We start from the raw sequence: 25,503 nt of genomic DNA on the forward strand, positions 1-25,503 counted from the left end.
TTTATAGATGATATATTTGATTCTTTTTTCAAAATAGTATATGAATCTTTAGATATTGTTTTTGGTTGTGTAGAAATAATGCCAATTAATATTATTGTTGTAATTATAAAAATAATAAAAAAACATAGTATAATTATTTTTTTATTATTTTTATTTATTGTTTTTAGATTTAACATATAAACAACTCCTATTAAAAATTATGAATTTGGATAAAAAAGAAATTTATAACAAAATATATAATAACTTAATGAAAAACTAAAGTCAATAATCATTATCAATAGAAAAAGAAATATCTCATTTTATGAAAAAATATAAAAATAATAAAGAAAAATGTTATTTTTTCAAAAAAAAATAATATTTACACATATTTTTCTATATGATATAATTATGCCAGTTATTCGTTGATTATCATTATCAATTTAAAATGACAATCAACAAAATGACTAAGCATTAAAAAAATATACCAAAACATAATTCATACATAAGTAAAAAATTTAGGAGGAAAATATGAACATATTAGAAGTTAAGAATTTAGTCAAGAAGTATGGAGAAAATACAGCTGTAAATGGAATTAATTTTTCCATAGAAAAAGGTGATATTTATGGTGTGCTAGGGCCTAATGGTGCTGGAAAAAGCACTACCATGAATTTAATTACTGGTCTTTTAAATTGTGATGGAGGAAGCATAAAATTTGAGAATAATTCCTCAATAAAGGAATGGAGTCCTAATATTGGATTAGTACCTCAAGACTTAGCAATTTATAATGATCTTACTGCTGAAGAAAACATAGAATTTTTTTGTTCATTGTATGGTTTTAAGGGGAATGAACTGAAAAAAAGAGTAGATTCAACTTTAGAATTTGTAGGGCTTACAGATGTGAGAAAGAAAAAAGCAGGAGAATTTTCAGGAGGGATGAAAAGAAGACTGAATATTGCATGTGCAATATCTCATTCACCTAAATTGATAATAATGGATGAACCCACAGTGGGTATAGATCCTCAATCAAGAAATCATATTTTAGAAAATGTAAATCAATTAAGAGAAAAAGGAATAACTATAATATATACAAGCCACTACATGGAGGAAGTAGAAGAAGTATGTAATAAAATAATTATAATAGACCATGGAAAAGTAGTAGCAGATGGAACAAAAGAAGAGATCAAATCTAAAATTTCTAATCAAAAAATATTTAAACTTAATTTTGCAAAAAAGATTGATTGTGCAGAAGAACTTAAAAATACCCTTCAGAATATTGATGGAATTATAAATCTTAAAGTTACCAATTCAGAATTAAGCTGTTCTTATAAAAATACCAGTGAAATCATAAATAAAATAATATTAAGTGTTACAAAATTTGAAATACCTATAGCAAATATAGAAAATGAAACTCCTGATTTAGAATCTGTATTTCTTTCGATTACAGGAAAGGAGTTAAGAGACTAAAATGATTATTAATATGTATAAAAAAGAATTGAAAAGTTTTTTTAGGAATAAATCTAATGTGATTTTTATGTTTTTAGTACCATTGTTTCTGATTTTAATAATGAGCGTAGCATTAAAATCATATATGAGTAATACAGATAAATCAGAGTATATTGATGGGAAAATTCTATATATAATGAATGATTCTGAAGAGAATAAAAATAAATTTGAACAGTTCAAAACATATATACAAGAAAAATATGAAATAGTGTTTGAAGAATCAAATTCTTATGATGATGCAGTTAAAGCGGTTAATAGGCAGGAAGCTTATTCAGTAATAACTATAAATAAAAATGATTTTGAATACTATAGGTCACCATATAATGAAAAAACTGAAGCAACTGTGATAAGAAAAGCATTTGATGAAATGATAGGAAATGACAGTTATGAAGAGTTATCAAATAATCAAATTAATACAGTGGAATTGGAAGAAAAATCGATAGATTCAAATGGTTATTTCACATTTGCAGAGTTAAGTTTTATTATGCTTTACATTGCTATGATAATAGCACATAGTGTTTTTGAAGAAAGAGAATTAGGAACTATAAACAGAATAACACTATCAAAAGCTAAAATTCAAAGCATGCTTTTCAGCAAGCTTCTTCTTGGGGTAACAATAGGAATTCTTCAAATAGTAGAAGTTTACATTTTTTCAACACTGGCATTAAAAGTAGATTGGGGAAAAAATTCATTGTTTATAGCACTTATTTTATTATTTATATGTATATTTAGTTCTGCTTTTGGAATTCTTACAGGAGTTGCCATAAAGAATAAACTTATGATTGATAATACAGTTTTGATGACAGCTATATTTATAGGATTCTTAGGAGGAGCTTTTTCACCAGTTACAATGCTGGAAGAAGTCCCTATAGTATCATGGGTAATAAAAGTAAGTCCTCTTTATTGGACAAACAAAGCATTTATTTCATTGTGTACAGGAATTTTTGACAGCAACTCTATTATAGCATTGGCAATATGTGTTGCGTTAACAATAATTCTACTTATATCATGTGGTGTTGTAGTAAATGCAAAGAAGTTTAAAGGAGGATTAAAAAATGCTTAGTGTATTAAAAAATTCTATTAGGATGTTTTTCAGAAATAAAGAATATTTTGAAGAAATGATAGTATCACCAATATTTATGCTTCTTATTTTTTCTTTCTTTTTGTCTTACAATACAAAACACAATATTGCTGTTGTAAATGGAAATAGTGAAAGCAGAGTATCTACAGCAATAGTTGAAATGCTTTCTGATGTTGAAGGTATAAAACTAATTGATGTAAAAGAAGATGAGGTTGAAAAGAAAATACTTTCTGGAAATATCGAAGAAGCAGTAGTGATAGATGATGATGATAAAGTTTCAATTGTAAAAACAAAAGGGGATTCTAAATTCAGCAGCCTGTTATCTGATCTTATTGAAAATAAAGTTATGGAATTGCAGTCTGGAGATAATTATTCAGATACACAAGTTACATTAAATGAATCAAAGCAGAAGAAGGTATCTGTAACAAATTCTCTTGGAGTTATAATTTTTAAGATTCTTACAGGAGGGATGCTTCTTGCAGGACTTTTAATTGAAGAAAGAAAGAGCGGAATAAGGAACAGAATACTGTTAAGCGGAATTGGTACAGCTTCTTATCTTGGAGGAGTTGGAATTGTGTTTATGGTTAATTCGTTCATATCAACAATAGTATATTTTATTGCTGCTAAATTGTTTAGGTTTGATTTTGGAATGGAAAATTCACTTTTGTTTCTAATAGTTCTTTTAGTAACAAGTGTTCTTGCAACAGCATTATATCTTATGCTTTCAGCATTTTCAAATGATAACACAACAGTCTGGAGCATATCTGTGTTTGCAATACTTCCTACATCTATTTTGGCAGGAGCATTTTTCCCATTCCAATCTATGCCTAAGTATATGCAGATTATAGGAAATTGTTTTCCTCAACGTTGGATAAGTGCGTCAGTAGAAAAACTTCAGGCAGGGGGCAATCTTGTAGATACAATTCCTTATATGGCAGGAGTTCTTGCAGTATCAGCGATATTTTTCATAATTGCTGTTCAGAAGACAAAGAAAACAGGGGTATCTATGTAGGAAAATCAATAAATAAGGTTTGAGTAAAATATAAATAAAAAATAATGCAATAAATAAAATTTAAATGGGGTGTAAATTAATATGTTGAAAAATAAAACAAATGAGCAGGAAATAACAGTTCCAAAGTATATGTATGCATGGACTATTAGAAAGGAAAGGTATGGAGAACCTATTAATGCATTTAAAAAAGAATTGATAGAAATTCCTAATCCAGCTGATGATGAGATTATTGTAAAAAATATGGCAGCAGGAATTAATTATAATGGTGTATGGGCAGCACTTGGAAAACCTAAAAATGTTGTAGGAGAGCAGAGAAAATATGGAGAAAAACTTGATTTCTTTATTCCTGGAAGCGAATCAAGTGGTATAGTCTGCAAAATTGGTAAAAATGTACATAATGTAAAAATCGGCGACGAAGTTATATGTGTAGGATATCAATGTGATGATTTTGAAAAAGAAGATATAAGAATTGAAGACAGTTTTAGAATATGGGGATATGAAAGTAATTGGGGGTCACTTGCTGAATATTCTAAAGTAAAGTGTAATCAGTGTGTGTTGAAGCCTAAAAATCTAAATTGGGAAGAAGCAGCCTGCTGTATTGCAACAGGTGGAACTGTATATAGTATGCTTACACATTTTAAAGAAAATAGTATTAAGAAGGGAGATGTAGTTCTTATCTGGGGCGGTGCTGGAGGAATTGGAAGCAGTGCGATAGTATTGACAAAAGCATTAGGGGGAATTCCTATAGCCGTTGTATCAAATGAAAAAAAAGCACAGGAGTGTATGAATCTTGGAGCAGCAGGATGTATTAATAGAACTAAATACAATCATTGGGGACTTGTTGATGAAGATATGTATAAAGATGATAAGATACATAAAAAATGGCTTCATAATGTGCTTAAGTTTAGAAAGGAAATATGGGATATAGTTGGAGAAAAAAAGGATCCTAAGATAGTAATAGAACATCCAGGAAAAGATACTCTTCCAACATCAATGTTTTTATGTGATAAAAGAGGAATGGTTACTATTTGTGGAGCAACTACAGGATATGCAGGTTCTCTTGATTTAAGGCATTTATGGCTTGGAATAAAAAGACTTCAAGGAAGTCATGCTTTGTGTCCAAATGAAGTGAGAGAATACCTGAATCTCATAGAAGAGAAATCACTTGAAATTCCAGTGAAAAAAGTTTACAGCTTTGAAGATGTAGATAAAGCTCATCAGAAGATGTATGAAAACAAAATTGAAAGTGGAAAAATTGCTATTTTAATAGGTGCTGAAAAAGAATCAGCTTGTGGACATCATATATAAATGGATGTTTTTTATAGTGGGGTGAATTATGAATAATAAATGGTTAAGAGTAAAAAATGAACTTCCTGATGCTGAAATGAGAGTATTCTGTCTGCCTTATGCTGGGGCTGGCGCAACAATGTATATAAGATGGCCGAAATATTTTGGAAAAAACATAGAAATATGTCCTATACAATTGCCAGGAAGAGAAAATAGAATGCAGGAATTACTAATTGATGATATAGGCATTCTTATACCAGAGATATATGAAGGAATAAAACATAAATTGGATAAAAAATTCTGTATATTTGGACATAGTATGGGAGGAATAATTGCTTATGAATTAGCTAAATTCATAGAGAAAAAGGAAGGAATACTGCCAGAGTATCTTTTTATGTCTGCAACAGGACTTAACATAAAGAAGTCAGATATGATAATTCATAAATTAGAAAAGAATGATTTTATTGAATTTTTAATAAATAGTGGTGGAACAGAAAGAGAACTGGCAGAAAATAAAGAATTTCAAGAATACTATCTGCCAATTATAAAAAATGATTATAAACTTGTTGAAAATTACATTCCCAATGAAGAAAAATTAAAATGCAGCATAAGAGCGTTTGGAAGTAAAAATGATACTCAGGTAGATATTAAAGAAACAGAAAAACTTGAAAGATGTACAGATGATTTTAATATAACCTATTTTGAAGGAAATCATTTTTTTATTCGAGAACATGAAAAAGAAATATGTGATATTATTTCAAAAATGATAGATAAGGGGAAAAATAATGAATAATAGATTGAAATTTATTATAAAGGATAGATATCTAGAGAATTTAAAAAAAATAATATCTGATAATGATGTAGATATGAAGACTATAATTTTTGGTATATATGTACACTGTATATCTGTTTTAAATAAAAATAATGAGTTCTATGTATATTTAAAAGATGGTGCCAGTAAAAAAAATATTAAATATGAATTTAATAATGAAATGACAATACATGAATGGCTTTTGAGAAACAAAGATATGATTTATGCATGGCAGAATGAAGAAATGGAAGATGAAAGTGAAATGATTTCATTTCTATATAATAGTGAAATAGATGCATCAGCTGAAAAGTCATCTGTAATATGTTTTGCTCAGTTAAGAAATTCAGAAGTTGAAATGGAACTTCTTTTTAATAATGATCAAATTTACAATAATTCATCTATAAAAGCATTTGAAAAAATTTATAAAAGAATTATAAATGAATTATCTAAAAATGAAGCGAATGATTTTAGGGATATATGTTTATGTGAAGAAGATGATAAAAAAAAGATATATTCATTTAATGATACAGACAGGCCTATAAGTGATAAGCGATTGATCTACAAAATAATAGAAGATAGTGCAGAAAAATTTTCTAAAAGAACAGCAGTATTTGAAAGTGGTAAAAAAATAACTTATGAAAATCTTAATAAAAGAGCCAATAAAATAGGAAGATTATTATATGAAGATTTTGGAATAATAGCTGAAGACAAAGTTGCAGTAATAGTTGAAAACTGTATTGAAAGGTACATATCAGTATTAGGTATTATGAAAAGCGGAGGTGCATATATACCTGTTGATATAACATATCCATATGAGCAGATAAAATATATTCTTCAAAATTCTAAGGCAAAAGTGCTTATTATAAAGAAAGAAAAATTAGAGATGGCACAGCAGCTGAAAAGTGAATTAAAAGAAATTGAAAAAATAATATGCATTGATGAATATGCAGAGTGTCAAATAAAAGAAAAAGAATATATATGTTATAAAGATGAAATTGATTTAAAATCTGATGAAAATCTCAATGTGGAAATAAAAGAAAATGATCTTGCATACATAGTATATACCTCAGGAACAACTGGAAATCCTAAAGGAGTAATGATTGAAAACAGAAATATTAAAAATTTTTGTTTTTGGCAGATAGATAAATTAAACATATCTAAAGAAGATCGAATAACAGCCTATTCAAATTTTTCATTTGATATATCTGTTTGGGAAATGCTTCCTACATTAATGGTGGGAGCAGCCATATATGTAGTAAAAGAAAGTGAAAAATATAATCTTGATAATCTTGCAGAATTTATTAATAAAAATCATATAACAATAACATATCTTCCAGCATTTATTGTAGAAAAGCTTCTTGATTATAATATAGACAGCTTAAGACATATGATAAGTGAAGGAGACAAGCTTAAATATTGGAAGGATAAAAAATATAAAATAGTAAACGCTTATGGACCTACTGAAACAACTGTAATAACTACTATGGAATTTATAGATAGAAAATATAAAAATATTCCTATAGGACAGCCAAGTTATAATCAGAAAATATTAATTTTAGATGAAAATGAGAAACTTCTGCCTATAGGAACAATTGGAGAAATATACATAGCAGGCGATTCTGTTGCAAGGGGATATATAAATAATAAAAATGAAACTGAAAAAAGGTTTAAGAAGTGTCCATTTTTCCCAGACAAGAATATGTATAAAACAGGAGATTTAGGAAGATATCTTGATGATGGAACTTTAGAGTTTTTTGGAAGAATAGATACTCAGGTAAAAATAAGAGGACATAGAATAGAACTTGAAGAGATAGAAAAAGTTCTTGAAGGAAATGAAAGCATAGAAAGCTGCTGCGTTGTTTTAAAACAAGATAATGAAAATAAATTTTTATGTGCACTTGTAGTTAAAAATAGAGAAATCGATGATATTAAGCTCAAGGAATTTTTAAAAGAAAGACTTATAAGATATAAAATACCAGATATTTTTATAAGTGTCAAAGAACTTCCTTTTTCGGCTACAGGTAAGGTAAGCAGGAAGGAAGCATTAAAAATAGTAGATTCTAAATTTTCTATAAAAGCTGGGAATACAGAAATACAGAAACAGCTTATAAATATATGGAAGGAAGAATTGGAAGTAGATGAGGTTGGAATAAATGAAAGTTTATTTGCTTTAGGCGGCCACTCTATTATAGCAGTAAAGATATTAGATAAGATAAATAATAAATACAAGATAGATGTTAAGCTTATAGATTTTTTAAATAATAACTCTATAGAGGAACTTTCAAGAGTAGTAGAAAGTAAAATTGAAAAAACTAAGAAAAGAAGTAATGAAAAGAAACAAATAATAAGTGATGAACAAAACAGATTTAAACCATTTCCTCTTACTAATATTCAAAGAGCTTATATTGTAGGTAGAGGCGATGATTTTGAACTGGGAAACTGTTCTACTCATGATTATGAAGAATATGAGTTCAAAGATTATAATCATAAAAAACTTGAATATGCTGTAAATAAGGTTATTGAAAGACAGGATGCTTTACGAATTGTTATAACTGATAAATATCAGGTTGTATTAGAAAAGGTTGATTATTATAAAATAAAGGAATATGAAATAGAAGATGAGGAAAAATTAAACGATCATCTTGAAAAAATAAGATATGAAATGAAAAATGAGAAACTTCCAATTGATAAGCCGCCTTTATTTGATATAAGAGTTACAAGATTTAAAGAAAGGGCTATAATGCATTGTCATTTTGATTGTATGATGCTGGATGGATGGAGTCAGAATTTATTATTAAAAGAAATGCTTCATTATTATATAAATCCTAATGAAGAATTGGAAGAGATTAAAATTCAATATAGAGATTATATTCTTCATAAGATGAATAATGTAGATAGTGAGAAGTATGAAGAAGATAAAAATTATTGGATTGATAAGTTTAAAAATACATCCTTTGTTCCAGAAATTACTTTAAAGACTGATCCATTATCAATAAAAAATCCAGAAATAAAACAATTCAAAACAAGTATTACAAAAGAACAGTGGGAAAGTATAAAAGACAATGCAAAAAGTTTTGAAGTTACTCCTTTTTTGGTGTTGGTTACAATTTTTTCAAAAGTGTTAGAAAGATGGACCAATAATGAAAAGTTTTTCATAAACATTCCTAACTTCAATAGAGAATTTGTTGATGAACAGCTAAAGAATGTAATAGGAGAATGTTCCACTTTTACATATCTGGAAGTTGATAAAAGTGAAGAATTTAATTTTATTGAAGAAGTGAAAATTAATCAGAAAAGATTCTGGAGCAATCTTGCACATAATTCTTTAGAAGGTACAGAAATATTAAAGGAATTATGGAAAAGTGAAGGAATAATAGCACCAACAATTCCTATAGTTTTTACAAGCCTTTTAGATATGGAAGAACATGCTGACAATATTATTTATAAAACTATTGCACAGTCGCAGACTTGCCAGGTATGGCTTGATGTAATTGTAAGTGAATATAATGATGAACTTCATTTCAATTTTGATACTGTAAAAGGACTTATTGATGAAAATTTAATAGAAGATATGGTCTGTGCATTTAAAAATATTGCTGATGAACTGAGCCAGAGCAAAGAGAACTGGCTTAAGGAATACTATGATTTAATTCCTCAATATCAAAAAGACATAATAGATAAAATAAATACTAATTTTAAAGAATTGCCAGATAAGACCATTCAGCAATTGTATGAGGAAGCATTTGATAAGTATAAAGATAAAATTGCAGTTTCTTCGTTAAATAAACGTTATACATATGGAGAGTTTTTGGAAAAAGGCAAAAATATAGCAAGAAAGCTTGTTTCACTGAATATACAGAAAAATGATAAGGTAGCGATTTTAATTGAAAAAGGTGTTGAACAGGTTGCGTCCATTTTTGCTGTAATTATGTGCGGGGCTGTATATGTTCCAATTTCAACAGAAGCACCTGCTGAAAGAGTTAAGTATTGTATTGAAAATTCAGAAAGCAGAATAATTCTTTCTGAAAGTTCCATGAGAAATAAACTGGATGGATTAAAAAATGTTGAAATTTTATATGATGATGAAAAATATGAGTTCTCAGAAAGAAAAGTAAGTTTTGCCAAAACTGATATGGATGATATTATGGCTATAATATATACTTCTGGAACTACAGGAAAACCTAAAGGGGTAATGGTACCACAAAGGGGAATTTTAAATTGTATTTACTATACAACTGAAATAATGAATGCAGATGATAATGATAAAATAATTTCTATTTCTAGTCATAATCATGATATGTCCATGTATGACATACTTGGAACATTCTGTATTGGAGCTGAAGTAATAGTATTGAACAGTATGAATTGGAAGGATCCATCTCATTGGATAGAACTTATAAATAAATATAAGGTTTCAATATGGATATCAGTTCCTGTAACATTTGAAATGCTATTGAATTATATTGAAGGAACAGAAGTTAAGCTTCCAAGTTTAAGAAATGTATTTCTTGGAGGAGAAGCAATGAGTGAAGGACTTCCAGGAAGAATACGTAAAGCCGCACCTAATGTACAGATATATAACATAGGTGGCCCTACAGAAACAACCATGTGGAGTAATATATATAAGATTAAGGATGAAGAAATACATTACGGATATCCTATAGCTAATAATCAGATATATTTATTAGATAATAGGGAAAATCAAGTACCATTTGGTGTCACTGGAGAAATAGTAAATGCTGGTGTTGGAATAACTAATGGTTATATAAACAATGAAGATATAGGTAAAAACAAATATGTGTTCAGTAAAAAGTTTAATAAAAAAATGTATAGAACTGGAGACATAGGAAGATATCTTGACAATGGATGCATTGAAATTTTAGGAAGAAAAGACAGCCAGATAAAAATAAATGGAAAGAGAATAGAATTAGAAGATATTGAAAAGAATATTCTTGGATATAATGGAATAAACAGAGTGATAATACTTCAGACTAAGGGAAAAGAAAACAAGCTTGCAGCATTTTATATGTCAGACAATGAAATAGACATAAGAGAATTGAAGAAATGGCTGGGAGAAAAACTGCCAATATATATGATTCCTAAATACATAATTCGGATAGATTCAATTCCTACTGCGGCTACTGGGAAAATAGATTCCAATAAACTTTTAAATATGATCAAATTTGAAAGTAAGAAAGATAAATCAAAAATTTCTTCTGAAAAGACAGAAGGAATATTAAAGGAAATATATTCAGAGTTACTGGAATCAGACATTGTTGACATGGAAAGTACTTTATTTGAACTTGGAGGAGATTCGTTAGATTCAATTAAATTGTTAAAAAGTTTAAATAACAGGTTTAAATGTAATATACCATTAAGCGTAATATTACAGGATTCATCTATTAAATCTATTGCAGCATATATAGATGAACTGAAAAAAAATTCATCAGAAGATTTAGCAGAAAATGAAATAAAAAAGATGTCTGTTTCAAAGTGTAGATTATCAAATATACAAAGGAATGTATTTATAGAAGAAAAAGGAAGTACAGACTCCAGATATTCTCTTCTTGCTTATATGGATATTGAAGGAAATGTAGATATTGATATATTAAAAAAGAGCATACAAGATATTTCAAATGAGCAAATAATGCTAAAAGCAAAGATAATATTGGAAGAGAATATGCTATATCAAATAATTGATGAAAACTTGGAAATTCCTATAGCTTATATTGAAGCAGAAGATATTAAAAGTCTTTATGAAGAAGAAGAAGAAATAAAAAATTATGTATTTGATCTTGAAAGCGGCTCTTCTCTATGCAGAGTAAAAATAGTTAAATATGGATATGAAAAATACAGAGTTATAGTGGCTATACATCATATCATTTCAGATGACCAGTCATTTATCATATTTTTTGATGAAATGATAAAAAATTATAAAGATTATATAAGTGGAAAACAAAAGGAACAGGAAGAAAAAATAGACTTTTTAGATTATGTATTATGGAAAGAAAAAATCAATAGTGAAAGCAGAATTCAATCGGAAATTGATTATTGGAGAGAAAATTTAAACGGAAATCCTGAATATTTAGAAATTCCATATTCTCAAAAAGCAGACTGGCGAAAGTTCAAGTCTGTAACTGCACAAGAGAAAATAGAAAATAATTATATATCATTGTTGCAGAACTTATGCAGGAAAGCAGACTGCACTTTATATGGAGGATTATCAGCAGTATTTTTCAGCTTTCTTTATAAGCTTACTAAAAAGAATGATTTAATATTTGGAACTGTTTTAGACAATAGAAATATTAAAGGCACAGAAAATATGATTGGACTTTTTGCCAATACATTGCCTGTAAGGCTGAATGTAGATGAAGAAATGAATTTTAACGAGGTGCTTAAGGGTACAAGAAATGCTTTAAATAGTGTATTGAATAATCAAAGCTTGAGTTTTCAGACTATTGTAGAAAAAACAGGTTTAAGACATGAACTTTCAAGGCTTCCTTTCCATATTATATTTAATTATCTGAATAAAGATAAAAATGATACAGTCTTGGATGGAGTAGTATTTAAAGCACATGAATATTATAAAGATACAAGTATATATAATTTAGGCGTATGGATTGAAAAAGAAGATGATGAATTCAATTTTGTATTTGAGGCAAGAGAAGGATATTTAAATAAGGAAAATTTAAGTGAATTTATGAAATATTTTGGAGAAGTTTTAAAGGAATGTGTAAGCTATCCAGATAAAAAATTGATGGATTTTGGAAGGGAAGAACAGAATATTTCTGAATTCTTCAATTTTGAAATGCTAGGTTAAAATTAAGGAGGAAGGAATGGAAAGTATAAATAAAGATAAACTAAGTGGGGATTTGTTTTGGAAAGAAAGAAGAAGTTCAAGTGAAAATATTTTTCCAGTAAATAATATAAACTTATGTGAAAAGAAAGAACTTTCAAAATTAAAAACAAATTTAAAAAATAAAAATAGAATAATTGAAATTACAAATAACAATGACATATCAATGGAAGCTATGATGCTTGCTGCAATGAAGATGACTGTATATTCTTACGCTGATGAAGAAAAAATATTTATTCCAATTAAAAGTAACGGAAGGATTAGAAATTCATTAATATATATAAAAAAAAGCAGCAAAATGGTAGATATTCTTAAAGGTACTTTAGAGGAATTAATAGATATGCAAAAATATAGTTCCTATTACGAAAGAGATGAAAAGGAAGAGAAAACTATATTTTTATTTAAGGAAGAACTTGAAAATGAATATCCACATATAGCACTTCAGATTGATGATGACCTTAATTTAACATGGTTTTATAACAAGTCTGTATATAGCGATGAATATATAGAAGTATTGAATAGTTCTTATGAATTCTATATAAATACTATGATATTTTCAATAAATGATAATGTAGAACAATGCAGATTACGATTCAATGAAGAAGTTATTAAAAAAAGTTCCTATATCATGGGAAAGAAAGTGGAAATCCCACAAAAAACAATTATTGAATTTGTCTATGACAATATGAATAAATATCCAGATAAAATAGCAGTAATTGATGGAAATAGAGAGATAACTTATAAGGATTTATGGGAATTATCAAATGGAGTGGCAAATGAACTTATTAAGAAAAATGTGATGAAAAATGATAGAGTTGCATTAAAAGTTTCAAATTCAATTGAAACAGTAGCATGTATAATGGGAATTTTGAAAATAGGTGCTGCATATGTCCCATTTGATCATAAATATCCTGTTGATAGACAAAAATATATTATAGAAACAAGTAAAGCAAAATCTGTAGTAGGAATTGATAAAAATATCATTCCAGAAATTCAATATATACAGATAGATTTTACTGATATGAACAAAGCAGAAGTGAAATTAGGACAAGAACAAGATTCAACATGCTACATAATGTACACTTCAGGAAGCACAGGAAAGCCTAAAGGAGCAGAAATAAAAGCAGGACAGCTTTTGAATTTATGCATATGGTACAGCGATGTATTTAAAATCAATGAAAATTCAAGGGTAATGGCACTTCATTCTTTTGCATTTGATACTTCTTTTAAAAATGTATTTACCCCTCTTATAAAAGGAGGAACAGCAGTAATAAATCTTGATAATGAATATGATTTTAGAAAAATAAATAAACATATAAGTAAAAATAAGTGTACACATATACAATGTACATCCAGCATATTCAATACAGTTCTTACAGAAGCAAAAGAAAGTAACTATGAAGATTTAGAAACAGTTAAGGTATACAACATTGCAGGGGAAGACTTTTTTGGAGATAACATTCCTGAACTTTATAAAAAACATGACAATGAGCTTATGATATTTAATGCTTATGGTGCTACTGAAGCAACAGATTTTTCATCAAGTTACTTATTATCTGAAAATGAAATACAAAATTTGAAGGATATAAAAAATATTCCTATAGGAATTCCTATGTACAATCATAATCTCTATGTAATGAGCAGAAACCAATTCTTGTGTGAAAAAGAAATTCCAGGAGAAATATATATTGGGGGAATTGGAGTTTCCTCTGGTTATGTAAATAATGAAGAAAGAAATAGAATTTCATTTTCAGAAGATATCATAAAAGGTGATAGAACTTACAAAACAGGAGATTGTGGATATTGGAATAAATCAGGAAATCTTATGTTTAATGGAAGAAAAGATAATCAGATAAAGCTAAATGGTTTTAGAATTGAACTTGCAGAAATAGAACGTACAATTGAAAAATTTTCAGAAATAGAAAAAAGCAGAGTGATTATAGACAAAAAAAATATTGTAGCTTTCTTTACAACAAAAAATGGTGAAAGTGTAGATATAGAAAAGTTAAAAGATTACTTATCTAAATGGCTTCCAACTTTTATGCAGCCACGTAATCTTATAAAAGTTGATAAATTTACATTAAATGCAAATGGGAAAATCGATTTAAAAGAACTTGAAAAAATTCTTCATGATTCAAAAAAATCCAATAATAGCATTGAAATGAACAGCATTGAAGAAAAAATATGCAGCATATGGAGAAAGATTCTTGAAGTAGATTATGTTGATATTGATGACAATTTCTTTGATCTTGGTGGAAATTCTCTTAATTTATTTAAATTAAGCAAAGAAATAGAAAAAGAACTGGATATAAAAATAAAACCTATAGATTTTATGGAGCTTACTACTGTGGCAATGATAAGTGATTATATAGAAAATGGCATTGGCAATGAGGATATAAAAGAAAGTGATGATAAAAATTCCAAGAGAAGAAGAGCTGCTAATGCATTTAGGAAAAATAGAAACAGCTAAGAAAGGAATAAAGATGAATAATATAGATGAAATAAGGGATTTAGATATAGCCATTGTTGGAATGGCAGGAAGGTTTCCTAAGGCTGATTCTGTTGAAGAATTATGGGATAATCTTTTAAATGGGAGAGACTGCATTACTCGCAGTTCTTATGTATCAGAAAAGGAATTTGGATATGAAAAGGTAAATGCTTTTGGAAAAATTAATGATATATATGCTTTTGATAATGAACTGTTTGATATTGGACCAATTGAAGCAAAAAATATAGATCCTCAGGAAAGATTGTTATTACAGACTGTATATGAAGCGTTAGAAGATGCTTCATGTAATCCTGAAAAATTTGAAGGCACTATAGGAATTGTCTGTGGAGGGGAAACAAATGAATATTATCTTAAAAGCAATGAAGGGAATAAGAACAGGTTTCTTCAGGAAACTGAAAAAATAAATGCAGGTACATCATTAACAAGCAGAATTTCATATAAGCTGAATCTTACAGGACCAAGTGTCATTGTAAGTACAGCATGTGCAACATCACTTTCTGCAATACATATAGCTTCAAGAATGTTATTGAATTATGAAGCAGATATGATGCTGGCTGGAGGCGTAAATATATTTTTAAATCAGGAAGATTATGTGTTTATAGAAGGTGTTACTGCTAAAGATGGCGTTGTAAGAGCATTTGATAAAAATGGGACAGGTTTTGTACCAGGAAATGCAGTAGGAATTGTTGCATTAAAGAGACTTGAGGATGCAGTAAAAGACAATGATAACATATATGCTGTAATAAAAGGAAGTGCCATAACCAATGATGGAAACAGAAAAATAGGATTTGCAGCACCAAGTGTGTCAGGTGAATATGATGCAGTGAAAGCAGCTCTTGATGCATCAGAAGTAAGTGAAGATGAAATTGATTTTATTGAAACTCACGGAACAGCTACACCATTAGGAGATTCTGTTGAAGTAAGAGCTCTGAAGAAAATTTTTGAAAAAAATACTGAAGACAGATCAATAGCATTAGGATCATTGAAGAGCAATTGTGGACATCTTAATATGGCAGCAGGGGTAACAGGAATAATAAAAAGTGCATTGATTCTTAAAAATGGAATTATACCTCCTGTAATAAATGTAAGTGAAGAAAATGAAGAAATTGAACATAGCCCATTTTATTTGAATAAGGAAAAGAAAGTATTAAGTAAGAATGGAAGATTAAGAAGAGGCGGTGTCAGTGCATTTGGAATCGGAGGAGCCAATGCTCATATAGTGCTGGAGGAATATAGGGAAAAATCTGATAAACATAAATCACAAAAAAAACAGCTTCTTCTATTAAGTGCAAAGAGCAGCAAATCTTTAAATGATATAAATAAAAAATATGAAGAATTTATCCAGAAAGATGATGTGAGTTTTGAGAATGCAGCATATAGTCTTCAAAAGGGAAGAATGAGACATGAATTCAGAAATTTCATAATAGCTGAAAATGGAAAGGGAATATCTTTTGTTTCAAAAATAAACGAACTGAGCAATATGAAAAAAAGAAAAAAGAGGGAAGTTATATTCATGTTTCCTGGAACAGGTTCTGATTATGAGAATATGGCTGTTGATTTATATGAAAATAATAACCTATTCAAAAAGTATTATGACAAATGTAATAATATTGTAAAAAAAGAACTTGGAAATTATGCTGATATATTGAATGGAGATAGCAAAAAGCTTCATACAGTAAAGATTTTTAGTGTGAGTTATTCAATGGCAGAGACTTTAATTGAAATGGGAATAAAGCCAGATAAAGTTATGGGACATAGTCTTGGTGAATATGCAGCTGCAGCAGTTGCTGAATCAATAAAATTAGAAGATGCATTAAAGCTCATAATAAAAAGAACAGAACTTATTGAGACAATTCCAGCAGGGAATATGATATCTGTAGCAGAGAACATTGATAAGGTTAAAGAAATGATTTTTGATGGAATAAGTATAGCAGGAGTAAATACACCAGAAAGAATAGTTCTCTCATGTGATGAAAAATACCTGGAAAAATTAAAAGAGACTTTAGATAATCATAAGGCAAAATATAAAGTTCTTCCAATAAGCCGAGCTGGACATTCAGAAATGATGAGGATTATAGAAAAACAATATAGAAATGAGCTTGAAAAAGTTGAATTTAAAGAAGGAATTTATGATATTGTATCAACTTATGAAGGGAAAAAAGTTGAAAGAAACCATTTTTCAAATCCAGATTACTGGATAAATCAGATGGTGGGAACAGTGAATTTTTCAAAAGCAATTGAAAGTATTCTTGAGAATGATGATAAAGATAAAATATTTTTGGAAACAGGCCCTGGAAAGCAGCTTACTACATTTGCTAAAAAGCATTTCAGACAAAGAAAAAGTAATTTATCTGCAATAACAACAATTGAAAACAATAATGAATATGAGGGATATTTAAAAGCATTAGGAGAAATGTGGAAAACAGGAATTGAAGCTGAATGGAATCTTTTATATGAAAAAGATCATATTAAAAAGGTAAGTCTTCCTAAATATGTGTTTGAAGAAAATCATTATAATATACTTGAAAATAAGAAAAGTTCTGAAATTAAATATGAAGACTTAAATTCAGATGAGTTAATAAAAGTATATAGATATGGACTAAAAGATAAAAAAATCATAAGGAAAAATGAAAAAAATAATGCTAAAAGATTAGTAATTTTATCAGATGAAAAAAATTCCAAAGTAAAGGAACTTTATGAGAAACTGAAGGAATATAATATCAACAGTGAGATTTTAGAAAACATAGAAATAGATAAAATCAATGAAAATAACAATGTTGTAAGTATAGTATCTTTAAATGATATAAGCCAGATTATAAGTTTTACAGAAGAAAATTGTGAAAAAGGAAATATTGATGAAATCTATTTTATATCAGGGCATAATGAAAAAATTAGAAAAGATATATCAGGAGCATACAGTTATGTAAATGAAAATTTAGAAAATGTGAAAACCTATTTGCTAGATTTTAATGAAACAAAGGAAAATATTTTGGAATTAGCAATTGATGAAATAAGATTCAATAAAGAAGATAATTTTGTGGTTTATATAAATGGAAAAAGATTTATAAGATATGAAGAATCAGTTTCTTATAATGAAGAAAATGAAGAATTGACAGCAAAATTTATAGGTCTTAACAATGTTATGGATGATAAATTTTATGATTACTATTCTAAAATAGATACTGTTTGTTCTGATAATATAGATAGATGTGCAGATGAGAAACTTATATTAAATGAAAATGATTTGGATATACTAAAAGATATAGAAAAAGAACAGGATGAAAAAGAAAAAGTCTGTGTTGAGGATGACATTTCAGGTTTAAATGAAACATATGAAAGATTATGTTTAAGTGCCTCTGGCCAGTATTTTGCAGATAAAGGATTTGTTAAAGGAAAGGAATATGATTTTGAAGATATAATACAAGAACTTAAAGTCATTGATAATTACAAGCCATTTGTAAGATTTCTCTTAAAGATTCTTGAGAAGAACGGTTATGCCCAATTAAATGATGAAAAAGTCATATTTACAAAAGAATTAAAAGAGATAGAATCTTTAGAAAAATCAGTAAATGAAAGCTGCATATATCATAAAGAATTTAAGCCTTTTATAGAGCTGCTAAAAACATGTGCTATGCATTATAATGAAGTATTTACAGGCCAAATACCAGGAAATTCAATAATATATCCTAATGGTAATTTTGATATGTTAAATAAGATTGATTCAGAAATTCCTAATACATCAAGAATGGTAACATGTATAAATGCACTTCCTAAGATCATGGATTATATTACAAGCAAAAGTGAAATGCCAATTAAAATTCTTGAAATTGGAAGTGGAACTGGAAGAATTTCATGGCCTCTTATAGATATTTTAAAAAATAGAAATGTTGAATATTACTTTACTGATATAGGAAAGAGCTTTTTATCAATAGCAAAAGAAAGATGCAGAAAAAATAATATTAATAATGTAAAGTTTAAAATGTTTAACATTGAAAATGAATACTATAAAGAAGGATTTAGAAAAAATGAATTTGATATTATAATTGGTCTTGATGTAATACAGGCAACTACAGGAATAGAAAAGGTAGTAAAAAATCTGTACAGTATTTTAAAGGAAAATGGACTTATGCTCATGCTTCAGACATTCAAGGGAAGTGACATAATAGACATGATTTATGGATATGCTCCTGGATGGTGGAATTATGAAAAAGACGAACTGAGAAAAGGAAGAAAAATGGTTCTTGATTCTCAGGAATGGAAAGAAGTATACAGGAACGCAGGATTTAAAAATGTGGCATCTATTCATGGTGGATATAATGGACAGCGAAATGATGTTGGAATAATCATGGGAAACAAGATAGAAAATATGGTTTCTAAAAATACCGAATCTATAGATTTAGGAAATTTATATAAATTTATAAATAATGAATTCTCAAAATTAATTATTTCATTAGATATTGAAAAGGAACTGAAGCAAAAAAGTATACAGCAGATTTTAGAAGAAGTTGAGAAATTAAGAAATAGTGTTCTTGAAAATGATATAAGAAAGGTTTCTGTAATAATACAAAAATTAGATACAACAGATTACTACATTATAAGAGAAAGATTGATTTCTGATTTTGAAGCATATTCAGAAACAGATGGATGCCTGTGGAATTTATTAATTTGTAATCATGAAGATTATGAACATGTATTATATGCAGACATGAATTTGAATGCAGATACACCATCAATAATTTGTCATAGGATAGAAAAATCAAAGAAAGAATATGAAAAGCCAGAAGAGTCAGAATCGGGTAAAAACTTATCAGAAGTAGAAAAAGATTTGCTTAGTATAATAAAAACAACAATTGATATAGAGGAAATATCAATAGAAGATAATGTTTTTGATTTGGGAGTAGATTCATTATCAATATTGATAATTAATACAAAGATAAGAGAAAAATTTAATTGTGAAATATCTATAAAAGAACTTTATGATTGTGAAAATATAAAAAATATAGCAGATTTTATTAAGGCAAAATCAAAAGATCATAAAGAGGAAGGTTTAACATCAAAAAATACTGAGAAAAAGCAGATAAAAAGTTTAGATAATTTATTTGCAAGTCTGGAAAATTTGGAATAGGAGATAAAATGGATAATTTTAGTGAACATATAAAATCATTAACTAAAGATAAGAGAAAAGCATTGCTTAGCATAATAAAAGAAAAAGGGGAAGAATATAATGTATTCCCCCTTTCATCAGAGCAAAGCAGAATGTGGTTTATATATAGTTTAGAAAAAAATAATCCCCAATATAATGTTCCTTTTATAATTGAACTTAATGGAGAGGTAGATTATGATGCTTTAGAAAAAACAATAAACTGCATATTAAAAAGAAATAAGGCTTTAGTAACTACAATATTAAATATTGAAGGAGAAGCTTTTCAGTATATAAATGAAGATAAAAAGTATTTTCTTAATATGATAGATATATCTGAGGAAGAATTCAATGAAAAAAAATACAGTGATATATTAGAGCATGAGAGAAATAAAACTTTTAATTTAGAAGAAGATATACCAATAAGGATGACACTTGTAAAATTGGGAAAACAAAATTATTCCCTTGTAGTTGTTGTACATCATATGTTTATAGATGGATGGTCTATGGGAGTATTTTATAGAGAATTTAGGGAAATATATACAAAATATTGTGAATGTGAAAATCCAGAAATAAATATTCCAGATATTCAATATGTGAATTATGCAATGGAACAGAATTCATCAGATGATATGGAAAAGGAAAAAGAGTATTGGAAAGAAAAAATGAAAAATGCAAGTGTGACTCTTGATCTGCCATATAGCTTTCCAGTAAAAAATAGTGATGACAATGCAGGAGATATTGTTTCAGAAGTATTTGATAAAAAGTTAAAAGACAAAGTAGAAGAATTTTGTCACAAAAATAAAATTACAAATTATACATTTTTCTTATCAATATATTATCTGACATTAAGAAAATGCTGCAGGCAGAATAATATTACTGTGGGTTCACCAATGCTTAACAGAAATTCAGAAAAACTCAACAGCATAATAGGATTTTTTGCAAACACAATATGTCTGAATGTTGATATACAAAATGAAACTAATTATGAAGAATTTATTAAAGATGTAAATAATATTGTACTTGAAGGAATTGACAACAGCAGATTTCAATTTGACAAGCTTGTAGATATGCTGAATATAGAGAGAGATGGAAATAAAAATCCTATATTCCAGACAGTATTTTCACTTCATAATAATTCATTAGTAGGAGGAGACATAGATGCTTATTATAAAGCAGGTGGACTTTCATCTAGAATGAAGACTCTTGAAGATGTCTCAACAGTACAGTTTGATCTTATATGTACAGTAACACAGAATGTTTCTGATTTTCAGATTGATTTTGCATATAAGAAGAATCTCTTTTCAAAAAGCAGAATTAATGAGATTTCAAGGATATATAAAAATATTGCAGAAGCTGTTTTAGATGACCCTTGTAAATTTATTTATGAATATGAGAAAGATTTTGAATTGAAAGAAGAAAGAAATGAAGAATTTGTAAATCTGGAAAATCAGATTAAAGATAATGCAGATATATATGGATGTAAAATTTTCTTCTTAAAAGGAAAATTTGTAATTTATTATTTAAGCAGTAAAGAAATTGACAAGAATATTTTTAAGGATTTATTAAAGGATTTAAAAGGAGACATAATATCTGTAAGGTTGAAAAATTACCCTATTGATTCACTAGGAAACATAGATTACAGATACATGAGAAATAAGAGCTATGAACTTTTATCATCATCAATAGATTTTACAGATAAGATGAAAAAGAAAATTGATGTTCTTGATATAAATCTCATAAATAAAGAAGAAAATTATTACAAAATCAAAGATCTTATTGGAGATTATAGAAATTCAGATATTAAAAATAATATACATAATAGTACAGATGAAATATCAAAGGAAGTTTTTAGTGATAAATCATATCTTGCAGGAGAAGAACTGGAAGAATTTAAATTCAAGACACTGCAGGAAGTTATTATGAATGTTGAAGATGAATATTTAGACAGGAAGTTTATTACAATACAGTATGGTGGAAAAATAACTGAATTTACATATAAAGAATTATTAGAAGATGCTGAAAAAACAGCAAAGAATTTAAAATTAAATGGATTGAAAAAGAATGATAAAGTCATATTGGAAATAAGAAGACTTGATGAATTTATAAAAGTTTTCTGGGGATGTATATTGGCAGGAGCAACAGTAATTCCTTTAGGTGTACCACAGGACGATAAATTTGTAAGAGAAGAAGCATTGACAGAAAGATTCATAAATATATTTAAGATTACAGAATGTCCTTTTGTAGTAGCAGGAGATACTGAATATGAAGAGATACATAATTTAAATCTTAATAATGGAAAAGAAAAATTATTAAGAGCTAAGGAGCTTTTTAAAGAAACAGAGGAAGAATTTATTTTAGATAAGGTAGATGAAAAGGATATTGCACTTATACTTTTTACATCAGGAAGTACAGGAATGCCTAAAGGAGTAAAGCTCTGTCATAGAAATGTTATAAAAAGAGCACAGGGAACAATTATTAGGAATAATCTAAATAATAATGAAATTTCACTAAACTGGATGCCTCTTGATCATGTGGGCGGAATTGTTATGTTTCATATATTAGATACGATAAACAGGGCACAGCAGATTCATGTTGAAACAAATGAAATATTGAGAAATCCCCTAAACTGGCTCATTTATCTGGATAGATATAAAACAACATTGACGTGGGCACCTAATTTTGCCTATGGACTTATAATAGAACATTCTAAGGAAATTTCTAAATTAGATATTTCACTGGATAATTTGAAGTTTATATTAAATGGAGGAGAAGCTATAAATTATAATGCATGTCATGAATTTTTAAAAATTCTATCTCCAAAAAATCTTGTATACGAAGCTATGAAGCCAAGCTGGGGAATGACTGAAACATCATCTGGAGTATTGTTCTCTAATAATTTTGGAAAAATAATATATAAAAATTCAGTTTCTGTTGGAAAACCTATTCCAGGAGTTCAAGTAAGAATAGTAGATGAAAATGGAAACATTGTTCCAAAAGGAGAAATAGGTCTTCTTCAAGTTAATGGTGAAACGATAAATCAAGGATACTATAAAAATGAAGAAGAAAACAGAAAAACATTTACTGTTGATGGATGGTTTGATACAGGCGATTATTCAAAAATAATAAATGATGAGATTGTTATTACAGGAAGAGCAAAAGATATAATAATAATCAATGGAATAAATATAAGTGGTCAGGAACTAGAAAAAAAACTAGAAGAAATAGATGAAATAAAAACAGGTTCAGTTGCATGTACAGCAATAAAGGATGAAGAAACAAATGAAGATATGCTTGCAGTTTTTTATGGTGAAAGCAAAGAAATTGACAGAGAATATTTAAAAGACAGAATAAATTACAAATTGCTGAATACATTTGGTTTTAAATATGATTATCTGATTCCCGTAAATGAAGATGATATTCCAAGAACATCTATAGGGAAAATAGAAAAGAAAAAGCTTGTATCATCTTATTTAAATGGAAAATTACATTCAATATCTGAAAGTAAAAAGAATAAGATACATGACTGGTTTGAAGAAGAGTGTATTATTAGAAAAAACATTTTTGATATGAAAGACAAAGCATCCCTAAATGAGATTATATTGATATACGATGAAATCTGGGAAGATAGAATCAGATTAATAAGAGAGAAACTTGATGCAGAAAGTATTTTATACAAAGAAATTATAATCTGTGACAGAAATGAAATAAAACAAGAAAAAATATACACATCAAAAGATAATTTTAAATGGGCATTTTCAAAACTGGAAAGTTCTCATGTGAATACAATAATATATTTTAGAAATTCTTTTGAAGAAAATTTAGAAAAAGATGAATATATAAAGAAATCAGCAGCTGAAATAAATATAATAAAGGAAATAACTGAAGAGAGCAGCAAAGTTTTTGCAGATGAAAAATTGTTTGTAATGATAGTTACTCCATCAGAAGATTCTATAAATTCTCTTATAAAAGGATACTGTGCGTCAATACCATTGGAGTATGAAAATGTATCATTAAAAATAGTAAAAGCACAAATGTCAGATGAAAACTTTTCGTGGATAATCAATGAAATAAGAGAAGAGGATAATGATTATAAGAGTTTATCGGTTGTATCATATGAAGATGATAAAAGATACATTGAAGGAATCAGAAAGATAAATCTTTTAGATAAACCTATTAAAAGTTCTTCATTTATCCATAATGGAACTTATGTAATTCTAGGAGGATTAGGTGGAATAGGAATATTATTATCAGAATATCTTATGAAGAATTACAAATGCAGACTTATAATAATAGGAAAAACAGATATAGATAGAAATGAATATAAAAATACTATTTATAAAGACTTAAAAAGGAATGGAGATGTGGAATATTACTCTTCATTAAATGAGAATGATTTTAAAATGATATTACAAAAAATATATGATGACAATAATGGAAATATAAATGGAATTATAAATCTAATTGGAGAAGATAAGTCTTCTGTGCATTGGAATCATATAGACAGATATCTCATAAAAAATCAAAATGAAGAAACAATTGAAAAATCATTAAGAAATAGAATGGGTGTATTTATTGATATAAATAATTTTTTAAAGGATAAAAATAATATTGAATTAATAATGTTTTCAAGTGCAACAGGATTTTTTGGAGGAAAATCCTTCAGTATATATGGTGCAGTAAGCAGATATATATATGATTTCCAACAAAAAAACAATAAAAATATATATAGGACAATTGCATGGAGCAAATGGGATGGAATAGGAATGACAGAGGGAGAATCTCTAGAAGAAAAACTTATAACAGAAAATTCGGGATACTATCTTATAAATAGGAAGACTGGAATATGCAGTTTGGAATCAGTAATTTTAAGAGACTGCCATAAGAGTATAATCGGTCTTAATTTAAATAGCCATAATTTAAATAAATCTGTATATATTCAGGAAAATATGAATGAATTTAAAACTGAAATTCAATATTTATCAGATAAAGATGAAGAATTAAATGTATCAGCTGGAAATATATCTATAAAAAAAGTAAATAAAAAAGAAAGTTCATTTAATCAAGCTATAAGTGCAACAGAAGAAAAACTTTTAACTATATGGAAGGATGTATTGGGAAATAATGATATTGGAATAAATGATAAGTTTTTTGATGTAGGTGGAAATTCATTAAAAAGTATACCATTAATAACAAAAATAAATGAAGAATTTAATAGTGATATTGTTATAGTGGATTTATTTAAATATTCTACAATAAAGGAACTAAGCAGACTTTTAAATGAGGAAGATGATGATATAGTAATTTTTGATATTTAAAGGAGAG

Annotated in this window: 9 protein-coding genes; all 9 read left to right on the forward strand. The window is 27.8% G+C overall.

Features of this window, described 5'->3' with window-relative positions:
• Window positions 1-507: 507 nt before the first annotated feature.
• The 9 genes from Q0F58_RS06510 to Q0F58_RS06550 all read left to right on the forward strand — a co-directional run bounded on the left by Q0F58_RS06510 (window position 508) and on the right by Q0F58_RS06550 (window position 25,496).
• Window positions 508-1,443: an ABC transporter ATP-binding protein gene (locus Q0F58_RS06510; protein WP_294373948.1), complete on the forward strand. Its 936-nt coding sequence runs from the start codon at window positions 508-510 to the stop codon at window positions 1,441-1,443.
• A 1-nt stretch (window position 1,444) separates the two neighbouring features.
• Window positions 1,445-2,545 (forward strand): ABC transporter permease, encoded by a 1,101-nt coding sequence (locus tag Q0F58_RS06515; RefSeq protein ID WP_294373950.1) that lies wholly within the window; start codon window positions 1,445-1,447, stop codon window positions 2,543-2,545.
• On the forward strand, window positions 2,538-3,575 hold the full coding sequence (locus tag Q0F58_RS06520) for an ABC transporter permease (protein ID WP_294373954.1): 1,038 nt from the start codon (window positions 2,538-2,540) through the stop codon (window positions 3,573-3,575). The genes Q0F58_RS06515 and Q0F58_RS06520 overlap by 8 nt, the downstream gene beginning before the upstream one ends.
• Before the next feature lie 81 nt (window positions 3,576-3,656).
• Window positions 3,657-4,883, forward strand: coding sequence for a crotonyl-CoA carboxylase/reductase (gene ccrA / locus Q0F58_RS06525; RefSeq protein ID WP_294373956.1), 1,227 nt, complete (start codon window positions 3,657-3,659; stop codon window positions 4,881-4,883).
• A gap of 28 nt (window positions 4,884-4,911) precedes the next feature.
• Window positions 4,912-5,655 (forward strand): thioesterase II family protein, encoded by a 744-nt coding sequence (locus Q0F58_RS06530; RefSeq protein ID WP_294373959.1) that lies wholly within the window; start codon window positions 4,912-4,914, stop codon window positions 5,653-5,655.
• Entirely contained in the window at window positions 5,648-12,493 is a 6,846-nt protein-coding gene (locus tag Q0F58_RS06535) for a non-ribosomal peptide synthetase (protein ID WP_294373962.1), read from the forward strand. Before Q0F58_RS06530 ends, Q0F58_RS06535 begins: the two co-directional genes overlap by 8 nt.
• A 16-nt stretch (window positions 12,494-12,509) precedes the next feature.
• Window positions 12,510-14,999 (forward strand): non-ribosomal peptide synthetase, encoded by a 2,490-nt coding sequence (locus Q0F58_RS06540; RefSeq protein WP_294373964.1) that lies wholly within the window; start codon window positions 12,510-12,512, stop codon window positions 14,997-14,999.
• The gene (locus Q0F58_RS06545; RefSeq protein WP_294373984.1) at window positions 14,938-20,163 is read left to right on the forward strand and encodes a type I polyketide synthase; all 5,226 of its coding nucleotides are present in this window, start codon (window positions 14,938-14,940) and stop codon (window positions 20,161-20,163) included. Before Q0F58_RS06540 ends, Q0F58_RS06545 begins: the two co-directional genes overlap by 62 nt.
• A gap of 8 nt (window positions 20,164-20,171) precedes the next feature.
• Complete coding sequence (locus Q0F58_RS06550; protein ID WP_294373965.1) at window positions 20,172-25,496, forward strand: condensation domain-containing protein; 5,325 nt, start codon at window positions 20,172-20,174, stop codon at window positions 25,494-25,496.
• The last annotated feature ends 7 nt before the right edge of the window (window positions 25,497-25,503 follow it).

This window comes from uncultured Clostridium sp. (assembly GCF_934754915.1).
In the GTDB taxonomy this organism is placed as follows: Bacteria; Bacillota; Clostridia; order Clostridiales; family Clostridiaceae; genus Clostridium.

Coding starts and splice junctions, on each gene's coding strand:
- Q0F58_RS06510 (WP_294373948.1), top strand. CDS start 508: ATGAACATATTAGAAGTTAAGAATTTAGTCAAGAAGTATGGAGAAAAT.
- Q0F58_RS06515 (WP_294373950.1), top strand. CDS start 1,445: ATGATTATTAATATGTATAAAAAAGAATTGAAAAGTTTTTTTAGGAAT.
- Q0F58_RS06520 (WP_294373954.1), top strand. CDS start 2,538: ATGCTTAGTGTATTAAAAAATTCTATTAGGATGTTTTTCAGAAATAAA.
- ccrA (WP_294373956.1), top strand. CDS start 3,657: ATGTTGAAAAATAAAACAAATGAGCAGGAAATAACAGTTCCAAAGTAT.
- Q0F58_RS06530 (WP_294373959.1), top strand. CDS start 4,912: ATGAATAATAAATGGTTAAGAGTAAAAAATGAACTTCCTGATGCTGAA.
- Q0F58_RS06535 (WP_294373962.1), top strand. CDS start 5,648: ATGAATAATAGATTGAAATTTATTATAAAGGATAGATATCTAGAGAAT.
- Q0F58_RS06540 (WP_294373964.1), top strand. CDS start 12,510: ATGGAAAGTATAAATAAAGATAAACTAAGTGGGGATTTGTTTTGGAAA.
- Q0F58_RS06545 (WP_294373984.1), top strand. CDS start 14,938: ATGATAAAAATTCCAAGAGAAGAAGAGCTGCTAATGCATTTAGGAAAA.
- Q0F58_RS06550 (WP_294373965.1), top strand. CDS start 20,172: ATGGATAATTTTAGTGAACATATAAAATCATTAACTAAAGATAAGAGA.